Here is a 16753-nt window from a genome sequence, read left to right on the forward strand (position 1 = left end):
CCATTGTAACCATATTCATTACACCTCTAGCGGCATGAACCCATCTCTTTTTAACAAAAGAGATGATTCATTACATCATAAAGGGACTTGCTCGCAAGTTCATTCTCCATTGCCCGCTGTACGCTTCCGAACGTCTCATCGAGCGCGCGCTGAATATTTTTGCCGACCGGACAGTCGGGATTCGGATTGTCGTGAACCGCAAAAAGCTCTTCCTTATTCTGCACCGCCCTGTAAACCTCTAAGAGGGTGATCTCCGACGGATCTTTTTTCAGGCTGGCTCCCGGAACACCCGCCCGGGATGTCAGAATACCCGCTTTTTTCAGCTGGCTGATCGTTCTCCGCACTACGACGGGATTGGTGTTTACGCTGCCCGCAATCATGTCCGATGACGCCCGTTCATCCGTTGAGATCAGCGATAAAATGTGAATGGCCACAGCAAGACGGCTGTTAATCATGTTTTTCACCACCATTGTAACCAAAATAGTTACATTTCATTTGTTTGTCAACTACTAATATACACTAAAACGGGCGGCAGGATGAAATCAAGTTGGCAATAGAGGGTAAACAGGCCGGCGGGAAACCGGCCGGAGAGGGATTAAAATAAGAAATAACGCTGTCCTAACGGAACATAACTGACGGGCTGGCATGCCAGCTCTTCTCCGTCGGCGAACACCTGATAGGTTTTCGGATCGACATGTATATTCGGCATCGCGTCATTCAGCTTCATGTCGAGCTTACTCAGCTTACGGATATTCCGTACGGGAGAAATCATTTTTTCAAGGCCGAGCTTTTCCGGCACACCGTTTGCGATACCGGCCTGGGACATAAATGTAATAGAGGTATTTCGGTTTGCTTTACCGTAGGATGCGTACATCTGCCGCATAAACACGGGCTCAGGCGTCGGAATGGAAGCATTCGGATCTCCCATCTGCGCGCGGGCGATCATGCCGCCTTTGAGCACAAGTTCAGGTTTGACGCCGAAGAAAACCGGGTCCCATAGTACGAGGTCGGCGAGCTTTCCTTTTTCAACGGAACCGACTTCATGGCTCAGGCCGTGAGTGACAGCCGGGTTGATCGTGTATTTGGCGATATAGCGTTTGGCGCGCACATTGTCATTGCCGTTTTCTCCTGATAGAGCGCCGCGCTGTTTTTTCATTTTATCGGCCACCTGCCATGTTCGGATAATCACTTCTCCCACCCTGCCCATCGCCTGCGAGTCAGATGACGTCATGCTGATCGCGCCGATATCGTGCAGAATATCCTCCGCCGCAATGGTGGCCGCTCTGATGCGTGAATGACTGAACGCCACGTCTTCAGGCACTTTTGAATCTAAATGATGGCAGACCATCATCATATCAAGATGCTCATCCATCGTGTTGACGGTATATGGAATCGTCGGCGTCGTAGAGGACGGCAGGATATTGGCGTAAGATGCGAGTTTCATAATATCCGGTGCATGGCCTCCGCCGGCTCCCTCTATGTGATATGTATGGATAACCCGGTCGCCGATCGCATCAAGCGTATTTTCTAAAAAGCCCGCTTCATTTATCGTGTCTGTGTGGATCGCCACCTGAATGTCCGCCTCATCCGCTGCTTCCATGCAAGCTTTAATGGCGCTTGGCGTTGATCCCCAATCTTCATGCAGCTTCAGGCCGATCGCGCCTGCTTCCACCTGCTCGATCAGCGGCGCTTTATCGGATGCATTTCCTTTTCCTAAGAAACCGACATTGATCGGAAACTCCTCGGCCGCTTCCAGCATTCTCGACATGTACCATGCACCGGATGTACAAGTCGTCGCTTTACTTCCCGTCGCAGGACCTGTTCCGCCGCCGAGAAGCGTGGTCACACCTGAAGAAAGCGCGACTTCCATCTGCTGCGGGCAGATAAAGTGGATATGCGTATCCACCCCGCCGGCCGTTACGATTTTCCCTTCGCCGGAAATGACTTCTGTTCCGGCACCGATAATCATGTGCGGGTCCACCCCATCCATCATATCAGGGTTGCCGCTTTTCCCGACGCCGACAATCCGGCCGTCCTTCACCCCGATATCCGCCTTGACGATTCCGGTATAATCCAGGATGACGGCGTTTGTAATGACCAGATCAAGCGCTCCGTCTTTCCCGGTGATACGCCCGTTCTGCCCCATGCCGTCCCGGATTGTTTTCCCTCCGCCGAAAATCATTTCTTCCCCGTAATTCGTGAAATCTTTTTCGACTTCAATCCATAAATCCGTATCTCCGAGTCTGACTTTGTCTCCCGTTGTCGGTCCGAACAGTTCTGCGTATTGCTCACGTGACATTTTCATCGGATCGCCTCCTCCATCCATCCGGCTTTTTTAAGATTTGACAGCGTCTTCTCTTTTCCCCGCTCATCCATATACGTATCGGCCATGCCGTTGAGGCCTCTGACCGTTTTTCGCCCTCCGATTTCCACGAGCGTGACGGTTTTCTCTTCTCCCGGTTCAAAACGGACAGATGTGCCTGACGGGATATCAAGGCGCATGCCGATTGCTTTGTCCCGATTGAAGGAAAGGGCGCCGTTGGCTTCGGCAAAATGAAAATGCGATCCTACCTGAACTGACCGTGTTCCGTTATTGGTGACTGACACCTCCAGCGTCTTCCGGCCTTCGTTAATGGTGATGGTCCCCTTTGCGACTTGAATCGCTCCCGGCTTCATGACTTCACCTCCGCTTTGATCGGCTGATGAACGGTGACAAGCTTAACCCCGTCCGGGAACGTCGCTTCCACCTGAATGCTGTCCAGCATTTCCGCAACACCTTCCATAACGTCTTTTTCCGTCAATACATTGCGGCCGGATTCCATCAGCTCCGCAACGCTTTTTCCGTCTCTCGCGCCTTCCATCAGATAACAGGTCAAATATGCGGCGGCTTCGGGATAATTCAGCAGGACGCCGCGCGCCTTCCGTTGCTTAGCGAGCTCTCCCGCCGTAAAAATAAGCAATTTTTCTTGTTCAACCGGTGTCAGTTTCATCTGTATTCCCCCTTAGTGATAGTCAAACGCAATCCGCATGGTCATACCGAAACGATGCAGGCGGCCGTTACCCCCTTCACCTCATGAAATGTTAAGTGATAAAAGTTATTCGACGGTGAACGGCCCGATTCCTTTTGCAGAAATGACCGATTTCTCATTTTTTTCTTCAACAAACGTTTAATTAAATGTGAAGAAAGGTTACATTCTTTGTGAATATTATAAAGAAATCGCCGGGGAATTTATAGAATATTTAAAAATTTAGTGAATATTAACCAAACGAACTGGAATTTTTGTCATTTCTCATAACAAAAAGCCCAAAATATTTTGGGCTTTTTGCTGTGTTTCACGATCAAATTAATCATCACTGAGTTTATCTTTCGTTTTACCGACACCCTTTTGCAGGCTGCCTTTCGCTTTGTCTTTTTACCTTCCGCTTTTAAGTCGGACTTGTTTGCCATGTCGCCTGCTTTGTCCTTTGCTTCCCCTTTCATTTTGTTCATGCCGCCTTTTACTTTGTCTTTTAAACCGTTATCTTCACTCATGATCTCTTCAGCTCCTTTTGTTTTTGTGTACTTGTTTTCTTCCCTTTCAGCCTGATAGCAAACATTTCAACTCTCAATTATTGATTTCACAGCGTTCCCCGTAGCGGATCACTTTGTAAACGGCCAATCCGTCTGACAGCTTATTATCCCCGTATTGCACCGGCAGAAGAGCAAAGAAAACATAATAAGTTGAAAAATAGACAAATTGGTAAAAAAATAAGTTTGGCTCGAGGACATCTTTTATGATCAGCAGATTTATTAAAAAGATAGAAGCGAGATTAAACAGACAGCCTCCGGAATAGACGAGCGCGCTCGTCAGACGGTTATCTATCCGCAATTCGCCGAACTTGCAGAAAGAATCTATGAAGTAGATACGCCGAACCTGAATCGGCCCTACTTTTAAAAGACGTTTCCCCATTCCGATATCCAATGACGCCTTGCCTCCGAACAGCATGGCCATAAAGCTGTGTCCCGACACATGGATGACAGACACCATCGGGAGAATGATGAGAAATGAAACGAAAAACTTTATCATATCATTAAATCCGAACAACAAATCCCTCCTTCCCATCGTACTTTTTTCCCTCTTTTGCGATTTTTCCGATTTTTTCTATGATCAAACGTCTTGATGTGCATAAAAAAATAACCATCTGCTGATCAGATGGTTAAGAAAATTATATATCGTATAAACACTGTTCTTTTTGAATGTTTTCTCTCATGCGAATCGCTTTTTCATAAAAATACGCCGCTTCTTTATATTGCTCATGTGCGCTTGTGTAAACGGCGGCCTCCAAGGCGAAATCTTCAATATACACATACAGCGATTTTTCATTCATATAGTCAAACACTTCATGAATTAAATCCATATTGAGTGACTCCAAATAAAGCGCTTGTAAAAACTTATACTTCTCTAAACTGAATCGGTCGCCGCGTTCTTTCGCGATCATGACCCCTCTTTCATAATAGGTAAGGGCCGCTTGGTCATCATGCAGCCTGAAAAGGGTGTGCGTTAAGCTGAACAGCGCCTTCGGAAGCTGTTCAAGCTGATGCTCTTCAAAAACGGGAACCGCTTTTCTAAAGTACCGGGCCGCTTCATCCAGATCCCGCTTTTCAGAATAACAATTCCCCAGATTGTAAAGCGAAGACCCGATCAGGCGGGGCTGTCCTTCAAGCAAAGAAAGGCGGAGGGCTTCGTCTAAATGCTCAAGCGCTTTGTCGTAGTTTTTGCAGTCGATGTAGTTTCCTGAGATGACGAAATGGCATTGAATTCTCCGCACTCTGTAAAAATCGTGTTTCATATACGTATCCAGCGCCTGAATCCCGTGATTCATGGAAAAATGAGTCTGCTTCATGACGTAAAACACTTCAGACATCTTGAAATGGAATTCCGCCCTCTCTATATCATCCTCGACAAATGAAAGGAGTTTTTCCGCTTTCCGGTAAAAAGAAATAGCCGCAACATAGTTATTGTGATCGAATTCATACATTCCTCTGAACAAATGGAAATAATACTCAGACAGTCCTGATATACTGTCCGTGCTTTCGATCGTCTTTTGCAGCTCGCTGTACTGAATCTGTGATTGTTCGGTGCATTCCGGCTTGACGTAATCAAGCATAATATGATGGCGGTAGCTGATCAGCTGATAATATAACAGCAGCAGCTGGTCTTCCTCCATACGTTGTATATCCTCATCAATTTCCTCTTTCAGCTTTATGGCATCAGCCGCTTGAAACGCTAAAATGTGCTTGTACCATTTGTTGATCTTGACTCCAACTTGAGATGACGGAATCTCGTATGCGGTCATGCCCCTTTCACAACCTTTTCTAATTTCTATTGGTTATATTTTAACATATTGTATGGCTTTGGAATTGCATAACTTGATTGTCCTGCATCAAAATTCCTATCATATATTTCGGCTGTCACCGGTATTTTTTGAACAGACCGCTCTCATAATGTGAATAAAAAAGCCTGCCCTTGTCCGGGCAAGCTTTTCTTCATCCGCCTATATAAGACATTTCCACTTTCTTTTCCCATCCGTTTTAGAAAGCGCGCGGTCAATTGAATACTGATCCGTGCGATTTCTCCAGACAGAAGCGATGGATTCCGTCAATTCATCATCGGTCAGACCGCCGCGCACGAGTTTCCGAACATCATAGCCGCTTGACGCAAACAGGCACGTAAACAGCTCGCCTCTCGCCGACAGGCGCGCTCTGTTGCAGGAGGCGCAGAATGCATCCGAGACGGAGGAAATCACGCCGATTTCGCCGGAACCGTCAAGATAGCGGAACCTGGAAGCGACCTCCCCTTTATAATTCGCTTCTATCGGCTCCGTCGGCATGTGCTGGTTGATCAGATCAATAATCTCGGCCTTCGTGATCACGTCTTTTTTATTCCATTGATTCGTATTGCCTACATCCATAAATTCAATAAACCGGAGAATATGACCCTTTTCTTTAAAATAGCGGGCCATCGGCAGGATATCTTTTTCATTGACGCCCTTTTGAACAACCATATTGATTTTCACACCGAGTCCGGCCGCTTTTGCCGCCTCAATGCCCTCAAGCACCTTGTTCACCGAAACGCCGCGGCCGTTAATGGCCTTAAACCGCTCATCCTCTAAAGAATCGAGGCTGACTGTCACTCGATGCAGCCCCGCCTGCTTCAGTTTTTCCGCATACACGGGAAGCAGAGAGCCGTTTGTCGTCATCGCGATATCTTTAAGTCCGGGGATGCGCGCAAGTTTTTTGATCAATTCAGGCATATCTTTTCTCATGAGCGGCTCTCCGCCTGTCAGCCTGATTTTTTCAACGCCGAAGCGGCCGACAAACAGCTTCGCAAGCCGCTCAAGCTCCTCGAAGGAGAGCAATTCCGTCTTTTGTAAAAATGGATAATCCGGTCCGAATAATTCGGCTGGCATACAGTACGTGCATCTGAAGTTGCAGCGGTCGGTTACAGAGATACGAAGATCCCTGAGCGGCCTTTCCCTTTTGTCTGTCACCCGGCGCGTTTCTGTATTCATAAGCCCAAGACCCCTTTCTATTGTTCAACCCGTTCAGGATGTGTGTATACGTTAAATGATCCGTTTCTGACAAAACCGATCGCGGTGATGTTCAGCTCTTCCGCCATTTGCAGCGCGAGCTCCGTCGGCGCCGATTTTGAAATGACAATCGACACGCCGATTTTTGCGGCTTTTAATAAAACCTCTGAGGAAATCCGGCCGCTGAAGACGATCAGCTTGTCACGGACGGGCATTCCGTTTTTCAAACAGCAGCCGTACAGCTTATCCAGCGCGTTGTGGCGCCCGATATCCGTCCTCATCAAGAGCAGCTTTTCCGTATCGCACAGCGCTGCATTATGGACGCCGCCCGTTTCCCGGAATGTGCCGCTTCCGCTTTGCATCTCCTTCATCAGGCGAAGGCACGTCTCAGGAGTTATGGTAATCCGGCTGACGGCGGTTTTGGCCGTTTTCACATCCTGCTGAAAGTAAAAATGGCGGCCTTTCCCGCAGCATGAACCGATGACCCTCTTCGTATAGTCCTTTTGCTCAAGCACTCCGGGATTCGTCAGTTCAACATATGCAAACCCGAGACTTTCATCTATAGTAAAGCTTTTGATCTCTTTTTCAAAACGAATGACGCCTTCTGATGCGAGAAATCCGATGACGAGTTCCTCTAAATGGTCAGGCGTGCAGACGAGCGTAACAAATTCCTGCCCGCTCACCATGACGGTAAGCGGATACTCTGAAACCATCCGATCTGCCGTCTTTGTTAATACCCCTTTTTCATAGCGGTATATGTCTCTTACCGCTGTTGTTTTTTCATCCACTTTTTTCCCCTCCGCAGTATCCTTCTCTTTTATTCTTCCACAATCCCTGTATTTTGTCGAATTTGCGGTTTAAAAAAAGAGCCCTCTTCGGACTCTATGTTTCGTTGCGATGATGTCTGCTCAAAATGGTGAATAAAATAACTGCGGCGATAATGGCCAATATACTGACGAATATGAAGGCGGCAAGCTTCAGAAAAATCCCTATCAGAACAAAAACGACTGCCGCCAGCACCAATATAATGCCTGCTCCTTTTAACAACAGCGTTCATCTCCTTTTATCCGTATCATTCCCGCGGTTCCGTTTTCTAAACAAAAAAGACGCCGCGCGGGCGTCCTTTTTTAACCTATTCTTTTGCTAAATCCTTTGCAGCGTCTTCCCAAGCCTGTTTAAACTCGTCCGCGCTGTCAGCTGAGACATATGTGCCGCCTCCCGCTTCCGCCGCTTTTTCAAGGCTTTCGCTTCCTTTCATGCCGAAGTTGAAGCCGATGATATTGACGACCGTGTTGACATTCGCTTTACGGAGTTTTTGAATTTCGGCCTGAGGATTCCCGCCGCATGTTTCTTCACCGTCTGTGATCAGATATACGACGTTTTTCCCTTTAGCGCCGGCCCGCTCAAATTCTTCACGTGTATCAGAAAGCGCTTTCGCTATCGGTGTCCAGCCGGTCGGTTTAATCTTGCTGAGTGATTGCTCAAATGGAGTCACGGCGTACGGCTGAAGGCCGTATAACGTTTCTGTCGCGTTACATGATACGGCTTTGCCTGAGTTTTTATTATTGCCCTTATGCCCGAATACCCGAAGCATCAGATTCGTGTCTTCAGGAAGAACTTCCGCAAAAGAAGTGACAGACTCTTTCGCAACATCTATTTTACGCTCTCCCCCTGTTTTTTGTATCATGCTCCCGCTTGCGTCAAACAGCACGGCGACGTTTGTTTCTTCGTGCTTTTTCTCAGCTGCAAAAACAGGCGATCCGAGTGAAAGCGTCAAAAGTCCGACAATCCCCGCAGTGAACATTTTTTTCATTTCCTTCATTCCTCTCCGTTTGTTTTTGGCCGATGGGCCCCCGGCTCTTCTCTATGCTAGATGAGGAGTATGCAAAAAGATATAGGGCGGGATTCCTTTTGTATAAGCGGCTGTACGCCGTTAAAAATGAACAGAATTATGCGCATCATCCTAAAAAGATTGGATAAATGATGACAGATTTAATGCCTTTTTCGCCCTTTTTGTAATATAAGTCCGGAATCTGATTCTTTTTACAGTTTTCTCTTCATCTTTTCTTGAAACTTTTGTTAAATGGAACATAAAAAAAGGGCCGCTAAACGGCACCTTTTCTTATTTCGCTAATGAACTCGCTTCCATCGTAAAGATGCGGTTCATATCCTTTTGGCTGTGAGCTTCGTAATATTTTCCTCCGCCCGCACCGGCAATTGCGTGAAGCTGTCCGTTGAAGCCTTCTTTAAAGTCAAAGCCAATCACGTTGACTTTAATATGATGTTTGCGAAGTTCTTTCGCTGTCTTAATAGGATCTCCGCCGCATGTCTCCTCACCGTCTGTCAACAGGTAAACGGATTTAAAGCCGAATTTATGAACGCCGTTAAAAGAAGCCTTCGCATCTTCTAATGCTTTTGCAATCGGTGTCCAGCCCGTAGGCCCGATTCCGTTCAGAGAGTTGAGGAAGCTCTGTCTGTCAAACTTTTGGAATCCGTATACACCGCGAATGGATTCACAAGATTGAACTTTTCCGGAGTTTTTATTATTGCCTTCCGAACCGAAAACCGTCATTCTGACCTGTGATGTAGACTTAATTCGATCTGCAAAACGGACAATTTCATCTTTTGCCATATTGTATTTAGAAACGCCGTCAATCCGTTTCGCCATACTGCCGCTCGCATCAAGCAAAATGGCGATATTGTTTTTAAATAAAAATGTCTTCTCGTTTGCATTCTCGGCAGCAAAAGCAGGAGATGCAGCAGTCAGCATCAATCCGAGCATGATTATGAGTGAAAGTGTTTTTTTCATTGCTTCTTCCCCTTTTCAATAGATTTACGTTCAACGCCGAACAATATTTATCGTAAATGAGATGAAAAGGGAAATAAATAGGACGGCGTTCCTCATTATTTTTGCGTATATTCACATAGATGCGGCATTTTTATCAGTGATTTTCACCCGGCGCTCAGCCTTCAGACGGCATTTGTCAGCCTTTAGGCTTTCGTTATATGAGTCTGTTGGTTGCTTTACCGTTTATGGAATAGTTTTCAAAAAAACAGACGCTCATGAAAGCGTCTATTTTTTCGCCATATATTTGTTTAAAAATGAATCTGCTTCGGATATGTCCACTCCCTGATAATAATGCTTGACGATGTCCGCCACGGATTTCCCCTGCTCCGCCATGTAATTGGCCCCGTACTGGCTCATGCCGACGCCGTGGCCGAATCCTTTTGTCGTAATGGTGATGCTGCCGCCGTTCCGTTTCCATTCAAAGTCGGCAGAACGGAGTCCGAGTTTTTCCCGGATGTCTCTTCCCTTCAGCTTTTTGCCGTTTATGACGGCCGTTGCCACTTGATGGCCCGGCGTTCTGGCCGTAATCTGCCCTACCGTGTTTTGCCCCGAGAGCTGTACGCCGAGCTTTTGCTGAAACTCCGGCACACTGAAGGTCTGGGTGGCGAGATATTTCGGCGATTGCTTATCCCACGGACTTTTCACGCTCTTTAAATAAGGAATGGCGCTTGTCCAATAGGCTTCCGCATTTTCCGTATATCCGTTGCTCGTAGAGAAGAAAGATGCCTCAATCGGCTTGTTGTCGTACGTTAAAATCTTTCCTTGCGTGCCTGCGACCGCGTTTGTAATTTTCTTGAGGTTGTGTGCGTACTTAGAACCCCATTCTTTTTTCAGCTGGCTTTTGCTTTGATAGACTTGGAACATTTGCGTATCATCCACCAGTGATCCTTTCGGCGCCTGAACGGCTGAGTCAGCGACCATCAGCCTGACGATGAAGGTCCGAGCGGCGAGCGCCTGGGCTTTTAAGGCTTCCGGTTTAAAGTTTGCGGGCATTTCGGAAGCCACGACACCGATCACGTACTCTTCAAGCGGAATGTTCTCTACAGAATGATTGGATGTCCGATAAACCGGAATGGATACAGGTGATTCTTTCAATGTTTCTGCTCCTTTTGTTTCTCGTGTGGTGTGTGCTGTTTTGTGTCCGGGCTCTCTGTTTACGGCTGCTCCTTTTTCCGCCTGAAACGGAAGGACGAGAATGGTGGGAACAAGAAGAATAAGTATACACAGCCCGGATAGTAGAAATACAATCGGTTTCATATATCAGCTGCCTCCTGCTTGGGATTCGACTCTACTTCATCTTATGGGCAGGGACAAGCTAATATGACTTCCTTTTGGACAGAATCTTTATTCCGTTTTTCACGCGAAAAACGTATTCTTTTTTGAAAATCAGAGCATAATAATGATGATAAACCAAAAAAAACAGTATGCCAGATTGACATACTGTTTTTACAGCCATTATGCGTTTAGGTCAGTTACGACTTCTTTGCTTTCTTGTTCAGCGGCCGTTTCATCAACGACACGCTCGATGTCAGCGCCGAGAGCCGCAAGTTTTTTATGGAAATTCACATAACCGCGATCCAAGTGCTTCAGTTCCGTGACGCGTGTATGACCTTCAGCCACTAATCCCGCAAGAATCAGCGCCGCGCCCGCACGCAGGTCCGTAGCGGCAACTTCTGCGCCTTGCAGCTGTACAGGACCGTTAATGATCACAGAACGTCCTTCAATTTTAATGTCGCCATTCATCCGGCGGAATTCTTCAGCATGCATAAAACGGTTTTCAAACACAGTTTCAGTAATCATGCTTGTTCCGCTCGCACGGAGAAGCAGCGCCATCATTTGCGACTGCATATCAGTCGGGAATCCTGGGTGAGGCATCGTTTTAATGTCGATCGGCTTCAGCTGGGCAGGACCGATGACACGAAGGCCTTCTCCTTCATCCGTAATTTTGACTCCCATTTCTTCCATTTTCGCAATTAAAGACGTAAGATGCTCAGGAACCGCACCTTTGACTAATACATTCCCTTCCGTGATAGCCGCAGCCACCATGAAAGTACCCGCCTCAATACGGTCAGGAATGATGTTGTGTCTTACGCCGTGAAGCTTCTCGACACCTTCAATTTTAATGGTGCCTGTGCCGGCTCCGCGGATTTTTCCGCCCATCGCATTGATATAGTTCGCTAAGTCAACGATTTCAGGCTCTTTTGCCACGTTTTCAAGCGTTGTTGTTCCTTCAGCTAAAGCAGCTGCCATAATCAAGTTTTCTGTCGCACCCACACTTGGGAAATCTAAATAGATTTTTGCGCCCTGCAGACGGCCTTCCACTTCTGCTTCAATAAAGCCGTTGCCTACTTTGATTTTTGCACCCATTGCTTCAAAGCCTTTTAAATGCTGATCAATCGGTCTTGAGCCGATTGCGCAGCCGCCCGGAAGCGCTACTCTTGAATGACCCGTACGGGCTAACAGAGGGCCCATAACAAGCACTGACGCGCGCATTTTGCGCACATATTCAAAAGGTGCTTCTGTTTCTAAAGCGTAAGAAGCGTTTACGGTAACTTCATTATTCTCAAAATGCACATCTGCTCCTAAATGACGCAACACTTCATTAATTGTATATACATCGGAGAGCGTAGGTACATCACATATTACGCTTTTTTCTTCACTTGCTAATAAAGATGCAGCGATAACTGGTAAAACGGCATTTTTTGCTCCTTCAACTTTCACTGTGCCGTTTAACTTCTGACCGCCGCGGACGATGATTTTTTCCAAGGTATTCCCCTCCGCGTCCCTATATTCTCTATATTAATATTCAGTCGTCACGATTGGTGTGCCAACCGTAACGGTATGTTTTCCGCCCATTCCCGCACTTCTAAGCGCAACTTGCACATTCATCTTATGTTTCGATGTCATGATGTAATCTGTCCACTTATATGTAAATGCAGAAACAGAAACGAAATGAGGCTCAACTACATGTTCAACTGGACTTGCTTCAAATTCTTTCATGAGCTGTTCTGCTTTTTTTTGCAAAACAATACTCATATTATCATTTAAATGACCCTTTAGACAAGTAAAAATAAATACTTTATTTTGAAATATGTCATGTGCCTGCCGTTCAAACTGTTCATATGTATCATTCCAGTTTTCCGGTTGCTCCGGGCTCATTTGCTCATACAATAAATACGAAGTTGGGTTCTGGTTTTTGAGGGTAGTGACGAGCTGCAGTTTAAAAGTTGTGTGATTTTTTTTGTCAGAATACGTGCCGACGGCCTTTACGATTTTATCTTCCCGCGCGGATTCCCAATGATATTGCGGATACTGCGTCTTCAGTTCTTTTACCTTGTCATCAAATTCACTCAGTGACAGGTTCAGATTTTTTTTCGCATGAAGCGTCCATTCATCCACAGTGACCTGCTGCCGCTCCATTCCTTCGGCAATCTGGGCAAGCGGAGACAGCTCACTTGCATGAATGGAATGAAATACCGCTATTAAGGCGCTTAAAAAAACAAAAAACAAGATGATGCGGCCTGCTCTTTTTTTCTTCATATCGATCTCTCCCCCTTACTCCCATTTTTGCCGGAGCCGGGGAAAGCAATACATGGAAAACTTCGTCAAAACTCGCCAAGCGGGTGAAGAAAAATTGGTTTCTCACCCAGCGATTCCCTTCATTTCAACAGACGAAACATCTTAAAATAAGTATGGAAGCTGTTTCGAATAGGTAAGATAATCTAAAAAGAAGTTGGCGACTGCCGTACCGATCGCAATGGTAAGAAGAATGATCAGCAGCCTCGCCTGCACTATTTTTCCTTTTCGGATCAGCGGATCAAAGTTGACGGCCTGAAGCGCCCACCATGTCACCGCAATGCATACCAGGTGAACCAGGATGCTGATTGCGGCCTGCTGCCCCAATACATTCACAAATTCCATCTCCTTTCATTTTTTCCGCCCCTCATATCCTCTCTTATTATATAAGAAGAAGAGAGAAAGATGATCATTTTTACATCAGAATTTTTATCCAAAATTAGGGGCAATCCCCGCTTAAATGTCCGTTCTCCGGCATGATATACTTTTTTTGAAAGGAGATGGGAATATGAATCATTCCTTTTTTCATCCGGAAAAGCAGTTTGGAGAAACACTTCCCATATTTGACCACGAGTGGGAAGCGATAGCATTCTACTATGATTATAGACAGTCTCAAACAGAGGAACTGAAAGAATTATGTCAGTTTTTCAACATTTCTCTTGATTATTCACCCGGCAGCCTGCTGGCAGTGGAAGCTCTTTACTTCCGCAGCATAAAAGAGCTGCTTTTGGCGGATTGGAACCTGCCGATTGACGAATTTGAGAAAATGCTCAGTGTGTATGTCATCGATTGTGCCATCAGACACCATGACGATGCCGAATGGGTCGTCAAACCTTATCCGTATACGGACGGCGCTTATACGACGGGTGTGCGGAGAGGAAACAAAACGTGGCACACCGACAACTGCTGCGAACATTTATATCTGCAAAAAGAAGAGGATCATCCGCTTATCGGCGTCTATGAATCTCTTATGCGTTAATATAGAAAAAGAATCCTTCTCAGACAGCCGAGAAGGATTCTTTTTTAGTTTCCTGCAACATCCAATCTGTTTACAGCCCGCTGTAGCGCAAGCTCAGCCCGACGAATGTCAGTATCATCTGATCGTTTGTTCAAACGGTCTTCCGCCCGCTTTTTCGCAGCAAGGGCGCGCTCTTTATCAATGCTTTCCGCTGTTTCAGCGGCTTGTGCAAGGATAGTGACCTGATCAGGACGGACTTCTAAAAATCCGCCGCTGACAGCCGCCAATTCGGTCTGTCCGTCTTTTTTAAGGCGGACAGCGCCGATTTTAAGCGGAGCCACGGTCGGAATATGGCCAGGCAAGATACCGAGATCACCGCTCTCGGCTCTTACACTTACCATTTCAATATCAGCATCATATACTGGGCCGTCGGGAGTAACGATATTGACTTTAACGGTCTTCATGCTTTTACCCTCCTAGGACCAGATTAAACTTCTACACCCATCTCTTTTGCATTCTCAATGACTTCTTCAATGCGTCCCACAAGACGGAATGCATCTTCCGGAAGATGGTCATATTTACCGGAAAGGATTTCTTTAAAGCCTCGTACCGTTTCTTTAACAGGCACGTAAGAACCCTTTTGTCCCGTAAACTGCTCAGCTACGTGGAAGTTTTGAGAAAGGAAGAACTGGATACGGCGTGCGCGGTGAACGACAAGCTTGTCTTCTTCACCTAATTCGTCCATACCGAGAATCGCGATAATATCCTGAAGTTCTTTGTAACGCTGAAGCGTTGACTGGACTTCACGCGCCACCGCATAATGCTCTTCTCCGACAATTTCCGGAGCAAGCGCGCGGGAAGTGGAAGCCAGCGGATCAACCGCAGGGTAGATACCCATTTCAGTTAATTTACGCTCAAGGTTAGTCGTCGCATCCAAGTGAGCGAACGTTGTCGCCGGCGCCGGGTCAGTGTAGTCATCGGCAGGCACGTAGATCGCCTGGATAGATGTAACTGAACCAACGTTTGTAGACGTAATACGCTCTTGAAGCTGACCCATTTCTGTCGCAAGCGTCGGCTGATAACCAACCGCAGAAGGCATACGGCCGAGAAGCGCGGAAACCTCTGAACCCGCTTGTGTGAAACGGAAAATGTTATCGATAAAGAACAGTACGTCCTGTCCTTGTTTATCACGGAAATGCTCAGCCATTGTAAGACCCGTCAGTGCTACACGCATACGTGCGCCCGGCGGCTCGTTCATTTGTCCGAAGACCATGGCTGTTTTCTTGATAACGCCTGAATCGCTCATTTCGTAGAAAAGGTCGTTCCCTTCACGAGTACGCTCTCCTACACCGGCGAATACGGAAATACCGCCGTGCTCTTGCGCGATGTTGTTGATTAATTCCTGGATTAATACGGTTTTACCTACGCCGGCGCCGCCGAACAATCCGATTTTACCGCCCTTGATGTAAGGAGCGAGCAGGTCAACAACCTTAATTCCCGTTTCAAGAATTTCAACCTCAGTTGAAAGCTCATCGAATGAAGGAGCTGATCTGTGGATCGGGTCCTTTTGAGCATCCGCAGGCAGCGGTTCATTTAAATCAATTTTATCTCCCAGTACGTTAAATACGCGTCCGAGAGTCACATCACCGACAGGAACGGAAATCGGCGCACCTGTATCAACAGCTTCCATTCCGCGCTGAATTCCGTCCGTAGATGCCATGGCAATTGTACGGACTGTATCATCACCTAAATGAAGAGCAACCTCTAGCGTTAGGTCGATGCCTACTTCATTTTCGCCTGTAGCTGGCTGTGAAACTTTAATCGCATTATAAATCGCAGGCAAGTGGCCGTCCTCGAAACGTACGTCGACAACCGGTCCAAGCACCTGACTTACGCGTCCTTTCTTCATCGCTATCCCTCCTGACAAAATCTTTCTATTCTAAAGCGGCTGCACCGCCGACAATTTCGGTAATTTCTTGTGTAATCGCCGCTTGACGCGCGCGGTTATATGAAAGCGAAAGTGAATCAATGAGTTCTTTCGCATTATCAGTCGCATTTTTCATTGCTGTCATTCTCGCAGCGTGTTCACTTGCTTTACTGTCAAGAAGCGCGCCGTAAATTAAGCTTTCCGCATATTGAGGAAGCAGCACTTCGAGCACCTCTTCTTCATCCGGTTCGAACTCGTAAGAAGCCGTGCGCTTCCCGCCGCTCGTTCCGAAATCCGTTAAAGGCAGCACTTTTTTCTCCGTCACTTCCTGTGAAATCGCACTGACGAAATGGTTATACACCAAATGCAGTTCATCAAATGCGCCGTCGATAAACATTTGAACCGTCTGACGGGTCAAATCTTTAATCTGAGCAAAAGTGACCTCGTCGCCAAGCCCCACTAACTCAGACAAAATCGGCATCTCCCGTTTTTTGAAGAAATCGCGGCCGACTCTGCCGATTGCAATCACCGTGTATTCATCTTTAGACTGATGGCGTTCTTGAATGGTGCGGTAAGCGTTTCGCAAAACCGAACTGTTAAACGCACCCGCAAGCCCGCGGTCAGATGTAATGACGAGATACGCCGTCTTTTTCACTTCTCTTGAGACAAGCATCGGGTGTTTCGCGTTTTTCGCGCCTTTTCCGACGTTAAACACAACCTCCTGGATCTTATCCATATACGGAGCAAATGACTTCGCGTTGGTTTCCGCACGGTTCAGCTTCGCAGCGGATACCATCTGCATGGCTTTTGTAATCTGGCTTGTTTTTTTCGTTGACGTGATCCTTGACTTAATATCGCGTAATGAGGCCAAAGA

The 16753-nt window shown here is 46.7% G+C and carries 18 protein-coding genes and 2 pseudogenes; 1 reads left to right on the plus strand and 19 read right to left on the minus strand.

What is annotated here, in order from left to right; translation table 11 throughout:
* Positions 1–50 precede the first annotated feature (50 nt).
* From D368_RS00895 to D368_RS00965, 16 genes and pseudogenes are all read right to left on the minus strand, one after another.
* On the minus strand, positions 51–455 hold the full coding sequence (locus D368_RS00895; protein ID WP_003151203.1) for an Rrf2 family transcriptional regulator: 405 nt from the start codon (positions 453–455) through the stop codon (positions 51–53).
* Positions 456–595: 140 nt separating this feature from the next.
* Complete coding sequence (ureC, locus tag D368_RS00900; protein WP_014305996.1) at positions 596–2305, minus strand: urease subunit alpha; 1710 nt, start codon at positions 2303–2305, stop codon at positions 596–598.
* Complete coding sequence (gene ureB, locus D368_RS00905) at positions 2302–2676, minus strand: urease subunit beta (RefSeq protein ID WP_003151199.1); 375 nt, start codon at positions 2674–2676, stop codon at positions 2302–2304. The genes ureC and ureB overlap by 4 nt, the downstream gene beginning before the upstream one ends.
* A complete protein-coding gene (gene ureA, locus D368_RS00910) occupies positions 2673–2990 on the minus strand; it encodes an urease subunit gamma (RefSeq protein WP_003151198.1) in 318 nt (105 codons plus the stop codon). Before ureA ends, ureB begins: the two co-directional genes overlap by 4 nt.
* Before the next feature lie 354 nt (positions 2991–3344).
* A pseudogene (locus D368_RS00915) lies at positions 3345–3532 on the minus strand (CsbD family protein).
* A gap of 73 nt (positions 3533–3605) precedes the next feature.
* On the minus strand, positions 3606–4085 hold the full coding sequence (locus D368_RS00920) for a hypothetical protein (RefSeq protein WP_065982538.1): 480 nt from the start codon (positions 4083–4085) through the stop codon (positions 3606–3608).
* Positions 4086–4206: 121 nt separating this feature from the next.
* Positions 4207–5337 (minus strand): response regulator aspartate phosphatase, encoded by a 1131-nt coding sequence (locus tag D368_RS00925; protein ID WP_007407584.1) that lies wholly within the window; start codon positions 5335–5337, stop codon positions 4207–4209.
* 190 nt (positions 5338–5527) lie between these two features.
* A pseudogene (gene moaA, locus D368_RS00930) lies at positions 5528–6552 on the minus strand (GTP 3',8-cyclase MoaA).
* A gap of 17 nt (positions 6553–6569) precedes the next feature.
* Positions 6570–7358: a formate dehydrogenase accessory sulfurtransferase FdhD gene (gene fdhD / locus D368_RS00935; RefSeq protein ID WP_128574480.1), complete on the minus strand. Its 789-nt coding sequence runs from the start codon at positions 7356–7358 to the stop codon at positions 6570–6572.
* A 94-nt stretch (positions 7359–7452) separates the two neighbouring features.
* A complete protein-coding gene (locus tag D368_RS19775; RefSeq protein ID WP_003151191.1) occupies positions 7453–7617 on the minus strand; it encodes a hypothetical protein in 165 nt (54 codons plus the stop codon).
* Positions 7618–7702: 85 nt separating this feature from the next.
* On the minus strand, positions 7703–8383 hold the full coding sequence (locus D368_RS00940; protein ID WP_015387578.1) for a VWA domain-containing protein: 681 nt from the start codon (positions 8381–8383) through the stop codon (positions 7703–7705).
* A gap of 309 nt (positions 8384–8692) precedes the next feature.
* Entirely contained in the window at positions 8693–9379 is a 687-nt protein-coding gene (locus D368_RS00945) for a VWA domain-containing protein (protein ID WP_003151188.1), read from the minus strand.
* 264 nt (positions 9380–9643) lie between these two features.
* Positions 9644–10675, minus strand: coding sequence for a stage II sporulation protein D (spoIID, locus tag D368_RS00950; RefSeq protein ID WP_012118658.1), 1032 nt, complete (start codon positions 10673–10675; stop codon positions 9644–9646).
* A gap of 198 nt (positions 10676–10873) precedes the next feature.
* Positions 10874–12184, minus strand: a complete 1311-nt coding sequence (gene murA / locus D368_RS00955) for a UDP-N-acetylglucosamine 1-carboxyvinyltransferase (RefSeq protein WP_007407592.1) — start codon at positions 12182–12184, stop codon at positions 10874–10876.
* A 33-nt stretch (positions 12185–12217) separates the two neighbouring features.
* Positions 12218–12958 carry a YwmB family TATA-box binding protein gene (locus D368_RS00960; protein WP_003151183.1) on the minus strand — a complete coding sequence of 247 codons (741 nt, stop codon included), beginning with the start codon at positions 12956–12958 and terminating at the stop codon, positions 12218–12220.
* A 141-nt stretch (positions 12959–13099) separates the two neighbouring features.
* Complete coding sequence (locus D368_RS00965; RefSeq protein ID WP_003151181.1) at positions 13100–13330, minus strand: DUF1146 family protein; 231 nt, start codon at positions 13328–13330, stop codon at positions 13100–13102.
* Between the two features lie 172 nt (positions 13331–13502).
* Here D368_RS00965 and D368_RS00970 point away from each other — a divergent pair, with 172 nt between their 5' ends.
* Positions 13503–13973 (plus strand): hypothetical protein, encoded by a 471-nt coding sequence (locus D368_RS00970; protein ID WP_071392411.1) that lies wholly within the window; start codon positions 13503–13505, stop codon positions 13971–13973.
* 44 nt (positions 13974–14017) lie between these two features.
* On the opposite strand, the gene D368_RS00975 is transcribed toward D368_RS00970, so the two are convergent.
* The 3 genes from D368_RS00975 to atpG are packed head-to-tail and all read right to left on the minus strand — an operon-like array spanning position 14018 to position 16750.
* A complete protein-coding gene (locus D368_RS00975) occupies positions 14018–14416 on the minus strand; it encodes a F0F1 ATP synthase subunit epsilon (protein ID WP_003151176.1) in 399 nt (132 codons plus the stop codon).
* 23 nt (positions 14417–14439) lie between these two features.
* Entirely contained in the window at positions 14440–15861 is a 1422-nt protein-coding gene (gene atpD / locus D368_RS00980; protein WP_003151173.1) for a F0F1 ATP synthase subunit beta, read from the minus strand.
* A 25-nt stretch (positions 15862–15886) separates the two neighbouring features.
* A complete protein-coding gene (gene atpG, locus D368_RS00985) occupies positions 15887–16750 on the minus strand; it encodes an ATP synthase F1 subunit gamma (RefSeq protein WP_003151172.1) in 864 nt (287 codons plus the stop codon).
* Positions 16751–16753: the final 3 nt, after the last annotated feature.

Origin of the sequence: Paenibacillus lentimorbus NRRL B-30488 (assembly GCF_000411595.1) — a bacterium.
GTDB lineage: Bacteria > Bacillota > Bacilli > Bacillales > Bacillaceae > Bacillus > Bacillus velezensis.

What these genes read in the sequence shown, in the direction of transcription:
- D368_RS00895 (WP_003151203.1), bottom strand. Translation starts at nt 455, where the DNA reads ATGATTAACAGCCGTCTTGCTGTGGCCATTCACATTTTATCGCTGATC.
- ureC (WP_014305996.1), bottom strand. Translation starts at nt 2,305, where the DNA reads ATGAAAATGTCACGTGAGCAATACGCAGAACTGTTCGGACCGACAACG.
- ureB (WP_003151199.1), bottom strand. Translation starts at nt 2,676, where the DNA reads ATGAAGCCGGGAGCGATTCAAGTCGCAAAGGGGACCATCACCATTAAC.
- ureA (WP_003151198.1), bottom strand. Translation starts at nt 2,990, where the DNA reads ATGAAACTGACACCGGTTGAACAAGAAAAATTGCTTATTTTTACGGCG.
- D368_RS00925 (WP_007407584.1), bottom strand. Translation starts at nt 5,337, where the DNA reads ATGACCGCATACGAGATTCCGTCATCTCAAGTTGGAGTCAAGATCAAC.
- D368_RS00940 (WP_015387578.1), bottom strand. Translation starts at nt 8,383, where the DNA reads ATGAAAAAAATGTTCACTGCGGGGATTGTCGGACTTTTGACGCTTTCA.
- D368_RS00945 (WP_003151188.1), bottom strand. Translation starts at nt 9,379, where the DNA reads ATGAAAAAAACACTTTCACTCATAATCATGCTCGGATTGATGCTGACT.
- spoIID (WP_012118658.1), bottom strand. Translation starts at nt 10,675, where the DNA reads ATGAAACCGATTGTATTTCTACTATCCGGGCTGTGTATACTTATTCTT.
- D368_RS00960 (WP_003151183.1), bottom strand. Translation starts at nt 12,958, where the DNA reads ATGAAGAAAAAAAGAGCAGGCCGCATCATCTTGTTTTTTGTTTTTTTA.
- D368_RS00970 (WP_071392411.1), top strand. Translation starts at nt 13,503, where the DNA reads ATGAATCATTCCTTTTTTCATCCGGAAAAGCAGTTTGGAGAAACACTT.
- D368_RS00975 (WP_003151176.1), bottom strand. Translation starts at nt 14,416, where the DNA reads ATGAAGACCGTTAAAGTCAATATCGTTACTCCCGACGGCCCAGTATAT.
- atpD (WP_003151173.1), bottom strand. Translation starts at nt 15,861, where the DNA reads ATGAAGAAAGGACGCGTAAGTCAGGTGCTTGGACCGGTTGTCGACGTA.